This window comes from Streptomyces sp. NPDC003635, from assembly GCF_053587635.1.
On sequence record NZ_JBSFOK010000075.1, the window covers coordinates 19,180 to 27,485 of the forward strand.

Consider the following 8,306-nt stretch of genomic DNA (forward strand, 5'->3'; position numbering starts at 1 on the left):
TCCGCTTCCGCGCCGGTCACAGCGCCCGGAGGCCGTTGATCACGTCGCGCAGAATACTCTCGTCGACCAGTTCCGCCGGGGGAACAGGCCGGTTCACATGCACGAGTTCCCCGGCCACCAGGTCTCCCACGAGGACCCTGACCACACCGATGGGAAGATCGAGTTCGGCGGCGAGTTCGGCGACCGACTGCGGGGCGCCACGGCACAGTTCGACGATGTCCACATGTTCCGGGGACAGGGTCACATCCGCTTCCGGATCGTCCGCGTGCGACTCCGTGACGACCACCGCGATGAGGTCCAGGCGGTGCTGGGCCGCACTGGTGGTACGGCCGCGCGTCATGGCGTACGGACGGACGACCGGTCCGGCCTCGTCGTCGAACCAGTGGCTTCTTCCCTGACCGTCTGCGCTCATGTCATCCCACTACCCGCCCGAGGGCAGATCGGTGCGCGGAGCGGCGCCCAGATGCACGCCGACTCGCTTGACCAGGAGCGTCATCTCGTAGGCCACCTGGCCGACGTCGGAGTCGGCGTCCGAGAGAACGGCCAGGCAGCTGCCGTCGCCCGCGGCCGTCACGAACAGGAAGGCGTCGTCGAGCTCGACGACCGTCTGCCGCACGCTGCCGGCCTCGAAGTGGCGGCCCACGCCCTTGGCGAGGCTGTGGAAGCCGGAAGCGACGGCTGCGAGGTGCTCGCTGTCCTCCCGGGTCAGGTCCTTGGACGCACCCGTCGGCAGTCCGTCCCCGGAGAGCACGATGGCCTTGCGGATGCTCGCGACGCGGTCCACCAGGTCGTCCAGGAGCCAGTTGAGCTCCCCGGTCGCGGTGTGGCCGGTCACCTTCGGTGCGGTCATCGACCGTCCCCCTTTGTCGTTCCTCGTGGTGCTGTGCCGCTGGGGGCGTCATCGCCCGCGGCGTTCTCCTCGCGGCCGCGCTGCCAGCCGCGCTGGAGCGAGGCCATGCGGTTGCGTACCTCGTCGGCATCCCGCTCGGCGGGCTCGTTCGGGCCCTCGGTCGGTCGAGCGGGATCCTTCTTGAGCTGGGAGGCCAGGTTGGCCTGGCGGACACGCTTCGGCAGCCGTGCCGTGCCGGAGCCGCTGTGCTGCGGCATTCCCGGGGTGGAGCCTGTGTCCGGCCGCGTCCCCGCGGCGGAGCCGGTCTGCTGCGGCGCGCCGGCAGCGGGGCCGGCCTGCCGCGGCGCGGCGGCGCCGGCGTGGCGCTGCACGGGGTCCGGGCGCCGGTCGGGCGAGTGCGGGTTGCTGGACTCGATCTCGGCGCGGCGGGTGCGCCGGGGCAGCGCCGGCGGCTCCCCCGCCAGGTCGCGGCCCGGAGCCTCTCCCCTCTCGACACGTGCGGCGGGCGCGTCGGGGGTGCCGGGGCCACGGCGCAGGGGCGAGGCTCCCCGCCTCCGGCTCGGCAGCGGTGCCGGTGCGTCCGGTTCGGGGCGCCTCGTCCCCGAAGTGGGTTCCTCGGACGCCTCGTCGCGGCGGAGGCGCTGCTCGGTGACCGGTCGGCCGTGCGAGCTGACCAGCTTGGGTGTCCGGCGCCGGGGCAGCGAGACGGCCGCGCCCACCTGTTCCTCCCGTCCTGCCTGTTCCCGGCCACCGGAGTCCGGGGAGGGGGTGTCCTCAGCACGCGAGAGATGGGAGCGGCGTGGGCGGAACAGGCCGCCGCGCTCGCCGTCCTCCTCGTCCAGCCCGTCCGGGAAGTCGTCCAGCGCGTCCAGGTCGACCGGCGCCTCCAGCTCCACCGGACCGTCCAGGAGCTGGGTCGGCAGACCCGGCAGCTGCACGGGCACCTGGGCCAGGGCCGTCCGGCGGCTCTCCTCCAGCCGGCGGGTCTCCTCCAGCTCCGCCTCCTTGGACGGGCCGGGCCGGTCCAGACGGAAGCCGATGCCGTTGGTGTCCGGTACGTCGTCCGTGAGCAGGGCGTCCGGGATGAACACGACGGCGGTCGTGCCACCGTACGGGGACGGCTGCAGGGAGACGCGGACGTTCTGGCGCTGGGCGAGCCGGCTGACCACGAAGAGACCGAGCCGGTCGGTGTCGGACAGCTCGAACTCCGGCGTCTCGGCGAGCCGGAGGTTGGCGTCCAGGAGAGCGTCGGCGGCCATGCCCAGGCCGCGGTCGTGAATCTCCAGGGTGAAGCCGTTGGCGACCCGTTCGCCGAGCACCTGGACAGCGGTGTGCGGCGGGGAGAACACCGTGGCGTTCTCCAGAAGTTCGGCCACGAGATGGGTCAGGTCCGCGACGGCGGGGCCGGTGACCGCGACCCGGGGCAGCCGGCGTACCTCGATGCGCTCGTAGTCCTCGACCTCGGCGACGGCGGCCCGCACCACGTCCATGAGCTGGACGGGCTTGCGCCACTGCCGGGACGGGGCGGCGCCGGAGAGGATCACCAGGCCCTCGGCGTGGCGGCGCATCCGGGTGGTCAGGTGGTCGAGACGGAACAGGTCGGCGAGTTCGTCGGTGTCCTCGGTCCGGCGTTCCATGGTGTCGAGAAGGGTGAGCTGCTTGTGCAGAAGTACCTGGCTGCGGCGGGCGAGGTTGACGAAGACCTCGGAGACCCCGGCCCGCAGCTCGGCCTGCTTGACGGCGGCCTCGACGGCGGCGCGCTGAAGGGTGTTGAGGGCCTGCCCGACCTCGCCGATCTCGTTCTTGTCGTACTCCAGACGCGGGACCTCGGTCTCCACGTCGACGTGTTCGCCCGTCGACAGCCGGCGCATGACGCTGGGGAGGCGGACGCCGGACGCCTCGTGGGCCTCCAGGCGCAGCTGTCGCAGGTCGCGGATGAGCGCGCGGCCGACGCGCACCGAGAGGAACAGCGAGAGCAGCAGGGCGACGAGTCCGAGCACGCCCGCGACGGCGGCCTTGGCGATCACGCCCATCGCGACCGGCCGGACGCGGTCCTGGTAGCGGTCGCCCGCCTGGTCGTTGAGTTCGGCGAGCTCCTCGAGCACATTGCCGGCGGCGGTGTCCCAGCTCTTCGCGGTGACACCGCTCGGGGTGCCGGGGCCGACGGAGACGGCGGACTCCTCGGCGACGCGGAGCGGCGCGCTGGACGCGTTCTTCCAGAACCGCGTGAAGCGGTCTCGCTCCCAGGAGGGCAGCAAGGGGAGGTTGACGTCGTAGATCAGGCGGCGCTGGGCGGCGTAGTCGGAGACCTCGCGGACCTCGGCGCGCGAGAGCTTGCCGACGATCAGCGCGGAGCCGAGGAGGGCGTCCTCGCGGGACAGCAGCTCACGGGCGCGCGCGAGGTTGACCAGGGCGCGGTACTGCTTGTCCATCTCCACGTTGTCGACGACGTGGAGGTTGGCGAGCAGGACGTAGCAGGGGTCGACCAGGCTGTTGTAGAGGTTGAGGGCGGTCTCGCGGTCGACGGTGCCGTCCTCGACGCTGCGCCGCAGCGAGGAGATGCCGTCGAAGGCGTCCAGGACAGCGGTCAGCCGCTCGTCCGTTCCCTGGCCCATCGCGTCGCGCACGTCGGGATCCTTGGCGTTGCCGCGGATCTCGGCGATGGCTTCGTCGGTGGCACCGCGGCTGCGTCTCAGGGCGGCGAGCCCGTCGGAGGCACGCCGGTCCGCGAGGTGGACGAGTGTCTGGCGCCGCTCCTGCTGAAGGACACGGACCGTGTCCTCGACGGGGTAGCCGATCTTCTCCACGACGGAGGACACGTTGAACAGCTGCTGTGCCTCGCGACCCGTCAGTACCGTGGCGAAACCCCAGATGGCGGTCAAGGACACCAGCGGCACGAGAAGCAACGCCACGATCTTCCGGCGGATGGACTTCCCGCGAAAGCGCATGGCCTCCCCCAGCTCGACCCCCGCCGGCCGGGGGTACACATGTGCGTCAACAAACGGCGCGAGCCTACTACCGACGCACAGGTAACTCGAAGAGCCGTCCGGAAGCCGAACTTCCGTATCGGGGGCGAGACATGGGGAGTTGTCCGTTCATTAGGGGAGATTGCCTCCCGGATTCCGGCGTCGGCCGGTGAACGTGGTCCCGCTCGTCCCCAATGTCAATTGGCTGGAATTTTTCCCTCGTTGGGAATCTTCGGGCGATGTTGTTCGTCCTTCTTCATGGGAAACGGGGGCGGAATCGGCCACAGGAGCCGCGTCTCGCCTCCCGGCGGCGTAAAACAGCGCAAGCCGGGCAGCCGTGTGGGGAGACGGGTCTTCGGACACGGGGAGCAAGCGGTCTGCTGGCGGTGGGGAGTGACACGGTGATGGGCACGGCGGAGCGGCGCGAGGCGCCCGACGACGGTGGGGTGGCGGTGCGCCCGACGATGAGCCAGGGCCCTCAGGCGCCGGATCGCGACATACCGGTGCGGCAAGGCGGGGTTCTGACCGGCGCGGACAAGCATGCGGCCGGACACGCGCAGGCCGGGGCGCGCAAGGAACGGGACGAGGACGAAGTGGCCGAAGCGCAGGCGTCCTACCGTCCGTTGTGGGTGGAGGAGCCGGCGCGGCGACGCCGGATGCCCGATCCGGTGCGGACGGCGGCGGTGCGGGCGGTCCTGATCATCGCGGTGACGTTGATACAGGCGATGGTGGCCTTCCTGTGCACCATGGCCGGATCCTGGCTCGCGTTTCCCATGGTGCTCAGCAGCGTGGCCAGCACGGTGGTCGCCACCTGGGGCGCTCTGGACGTCTGGGTGACCCGCCAGGTGTGGAACCAGCGCAACGGCGTGGTCTCGACCCCGGCCAGCACGGCGCGGGCGCTGCGACGGGAGCGGCGCAAGGCCCGGCGCCTGGCGAAGTCGGCCGGGCGCACCCAGGAGCGCATACGCGGACGGAGCGGCGCGGGCCAGTTGTCGCACCCCTGACACCGGGCAGGCCGCACGGGGCACGCGACATCAGCCCCACGGTCCAGGGATGGTTCACCTGATCACGGGGTAGCAGCCGCACACCTCGGCACCCGCACGAGCCGCTGCCCCGTCCCTCAGGCCCACCAGGAGTCCGCGTATGGCCCCGACTCACCCATCCAGAGAGACCGACGACGCAGAACTCGCCGAGTTCGGCTATAAACCCGAACTCAAGCGCACCCTTGGCAACTTCCACACCTTCGCCGCGGGCATCAGCTACATCTCGATCCTGACCGGCACCTTCCAGCTCTTCTACTTCGGCTACGGCAGTGGCGGCCCCGCCTACTGGTGGTCGTGGCCGATGGTCTTCGTCGGCCAGTTCATGGTCGCCCTGTGCTTCGCGGAGCTGGCCGCCCGCTACCCCGTCGCGGGGTCCGTCTACAACTGGTCGAAGAAGATAGGAAACCCCCACCTGGGCTGGCTCGCCGGGTGGATGATGCTGGTCGCGTCCATCGTGTCCATCTCCGCGGTCGCACTGGCCTACCAGCTGACGTTGCCGCAGATATCGGACGTGTTCCAGTTCGTGGGCGACGGCACCGGCAAGTACGACGTGGCGACCAACGCGGTCATCCTGGCCGCGGTGTTGATCCTGTTCACCACCCTGGTGAACGCCTTCGGCGTCAAGCTGATGGCCACGATCAACACGGCGGGCGTGTTCATCGAGCTGATCGCCACCGTCGTACTGATCGTCCTGTTCGCCGTCCACATCACCCGCGGCCCGCAGGTGGTGACGGAGACCAACGGCACGGGGGCGGGCTACGGCGCCGGGTACCTGGGCGCCTTCCTGGTGGCCTCGCTGGCCTCGGCGTACGTCATGTACGGCTTCGACACGGCCGCCTCGCTCGGCGAGGAGTCCCTGGACCCCACCCGCAACGCGCCGCGCGCGATCATCCGCGCGATCGTGGCGTCCTTCGTGCTCGGCGGCCTGATCCTACTCCTGGCGCTGATGAGCGTGTCCAGCCTGAAGGGCGAGCGACTCTCCACGGACGGCCTGCAGTACGTCGTGCTCGACGTGCTCGGCTCGACGGCCGGCAAGGCGATGCTGTGGTGCGTGTTGATCGCGGTCACCGTCTGTGCCCTGGCCGTCCACACGGCGGCGGTGCGGCTGGCGTTCGCGATGGCCCGGGACAACAACCTGCCCGCGTCCTCGAAGCTGGCCAAGTGCCATCCGCGGTTCCAGACACCGGTACTGCCGACCGTGATCATCGGGGTCCTGGCGCTGGCGATCCTGGTGGTCAACATCCGTCAGCCGCAGATCTTCACGGTGGTCACCAGCATCGGCATCATCATGATCTACCTCGCCTACCTCGGCGTCACCACCCCGATGCTGATCGCGCGGCTGCGCGGCAGGTGGCAGCCGGCCACGGACGGCCGCTTCTCGCTGGGCCGTTGGGGACTGCCCGTCAACGTCCTGGCCGTGCTGTGGGGCCTCGGCATGACGGTCAACCTCATCTGGCCGCGCGCCTCCGTCTACAACGCCACCGCCCCCTTCCACTGGTACCTCCAGTGGGGCGCGGTGCTGTTCGTCGGGGTCATCGCGGGCGGTGGCTTCGCCTACTACTGGTTCGTCCAACGACACCGCACCGGCGTCCTCGCCGAGCACCGGCTCGCATCGGCGACCACGCCCGACCCGGCCACGGTCGACTGAAGCCTGCTGGAAGGGGCTCCGCGAGTTCGGCGCGTCGCGGCCGGGTCGGCGGTCACCGTCACTGCGAGACGGGCCGTTTGAACATCCGAGTCGCCGTGATCTCGCTGTGCACCGCCTCCTCCGCCTGGGGCTGCTGCGGCAGTCCCGGGCGCAGGTGCTCCTCGACGCTGATGTACTTCAGTCCCGCCCGGAGGTCGGCGTCGTTGCGCAGCCTGATGACCAGCGGGAACTCGGCCAGCGCGGTCGTGTCGAACAGGCCGGTGGTGTACAGGAGCTGCACCCCGAGGGCGTCCGACACGGCCCGCTGGAGTTCCAGCAGGTAGGTCGCGTTAGCGCGGCCGATGGGGTTGTCCAGGAACAGGGTGCCCGCGTGGCGGTGCTTGTCCCGGCCCCGGTCGTTCGACCGCAGCGCGGCCATCGTGCAGTACAGCGCGATGGCCGCGGTGAGCAGCTGCCCACCGGAGAACACATCACCCATCTGCCCGACGGGCACCCGCTCGGCGCGCAGCACGGCGTCCGGCTTGAGGATCTCCACGGCGACGCCCTTGGGCTGCAGGGCGGCACCGACCCCGCGCAGCAGCAGGGACATTCCGTCCCGCCGCAGGTCGGAGTTCTTCCTCACGGCCGCGCGCGTGGCCTCGTCGATCACCTCGCCGAGCCGCTCGGTGAGGGTGGCCTGGTCGGGCTCCTCGAAGCGGATGCGCAGGAACTCCTGTCCGGACCATTCGCCGAGCCCCTCGGGCAGCCGGGACAGCCGCTGGGCGGACCTCAGTGTGGCGAGCGCCGACTCCACCAGGCCACGCAGCCGGTCCACGATGGAGTCGCGGTTGCGCTCCAGCTGCTCCAGCTCGTCGGTCAGGACCCGCAGCCGGGGCGCGAAGGCGTCGGCCCACTTCTGCGCGTGCTCGGGCAGCGCGGAGGCCGGCAGCTCACGGATCTGCTGCCGGGCGGGAGTGCGCACCTGCTCGTAGCGCGTGGAGTTGGCGTGCCGTACGAGCACATCGCTCGCCTCACGCACGGCGGCCTCGGCGGCGGAGAGGTCGGCGGCGCAGCCGCGCAGCGACCGGCGGGCCTCGGCGGCGGACTGCCGGGCCTCCTCCAGGGTGCCCGGATACGGCTCGGACTCCTCCTGCTCCTCCTCGGGCGCGTGCTCGCGCAGCAGGTCGCGGAGCATCGCGGCGATCTCGTCGAAGCCCCCGGCCGCGTCCTCGGCGGCCCGGTGCGCCTCCAGCAGCTCGGCGTGCGCCTCCCTGGCCTGCCCCAACGCCTCGGTGCGCGAGGCCAGTTCGGCGGTGGCGGTGCGCAACAGTGCCTGGGCGTGCTCGGCGTCGCGTGGCTGGAGCGCCTCGGACAGTTCGGTGTGCGCCTCGCCGTCCTCGGGCGCGTGCCGCTCGGCCTCGCCGCGCAACCGCCCGAGCTGCTCGCTCGCGGTCGACATTCGGGTCTCCAGGAGCTGGACCAGCTCCTCCGCGCGGGCGACGGCGGCCTGCCGGGACGGCCCGTCGGAACCCTCGGGTGCCTCCAGCAGCTGTTCCGCGCGGGTGCGAACCTTGTTGCTCAGCCGGTCCAGCTCCGCGCGGGCCGCGCTCTCGTCGCTCTCCGCCCGCGCCTGCTCGGCCCTGAGGTCGGCGCCGACACCGACCTTCTCGTACACCTGTGACGCGGCCCGATAGGCCTCCCGCAGTGCGGGCAGCGACGCCTTCGGCCCGTCCCGCCGGTCAGCCGAGCAGGCTGAGGAGGACACCACAGACCAGCAGCAGCGACGCGAGCTGCGCGATGCACCACGAGATCCGGTAACT

General features: G+C 71.2%; 5 protein-coding genes and 1 pseudogene. 2 read left to right on the top strand and 4 right to left on the bottom strand.

The genetic code is table 11. The features are described from left to right. Positions 1–16: 16 nt before the first annotated feature. Genes ACWDRW_RS38210 through ACWDRW_RS38220 form a run of 3 tightly spaced genes read right to left on the bottom strand, consistent with a single transcriptional unit; the run spans position 17 to position 3,798 of the window. Positions 17–412: a DUF742 domain-containing protein gene (locus ACWDRW_RS38210; protein WP_451732513.1), complete on the bottom strand. Its 396-nt coding sequence runs from the start codon at positions 410–412 to the stop codon at positions 17–19. 9 nt (positions 413–421) lie between these two features. Next, positions 422–850 (bottom strand): roadblock/LC7 domain-containing protein, encoded by a 429-nt coding sequence (locus tag ACWDRW_RS38215; protein WP_451732516.1) that lies wholly within the window; start codon positions 848–850, stop codon positions 422–424. Then, positions 847–3,798, bottom strand: a complete 2,952-nt coding sequence (locus ACWDRW_RS38220; protein WP_451732519.1) for a nitrate- and nitrite sensing domain-containing protein — start codon at positions 3,796–3,798, stop codon at positions 847–849. Before ACWDRW_RS38220 ends, ACWDRW_RS38215 begins: the two co-directional genes overlap by 4 nt. Before the next feature lie 422 nt (positions 3,799–4,220). Between ACWDRW_RS38220 and ACWDRW_RS38225 the strand changes: the two genes are divergently transcribed. Next, positions 4,221–4,820: a hypothetical protein gene (locus ACWDRW_RS38225; protein WP_451732522.1), complete on the top strand. Its 600-nt coding sequence runs from the start codon at positions 4,221–4,223 to the stop codon at positions 4,818–4,820. A 139-nt stretch (positions 4,821–4,959) separates the two neighbouring features. After that, positions 4,960–6,507, top strand: a complete 1,548-nt coding sequence (locus tag ACWDRW_RS38230; protein WP_451732525.1) for an APC family permease — start codon at positions 4,960–4,962, stop codon at positions 6,505–6,507. A 58-nt stretch (positions 6,508–6,565) separates the two neighbouring features. Here ACWDRW_RS38230 and ACWDRW_RS38235 read toward each other — a convergent pair. Beyond that, positions 6,566–8,218: pseudogene (locus tag ACWDRW_RS38235) on the bottom strand (hypothetical protein); the annotation flags it as partial. Positions 8,219–8,306 lie beyond the last annotated feature (88 nt).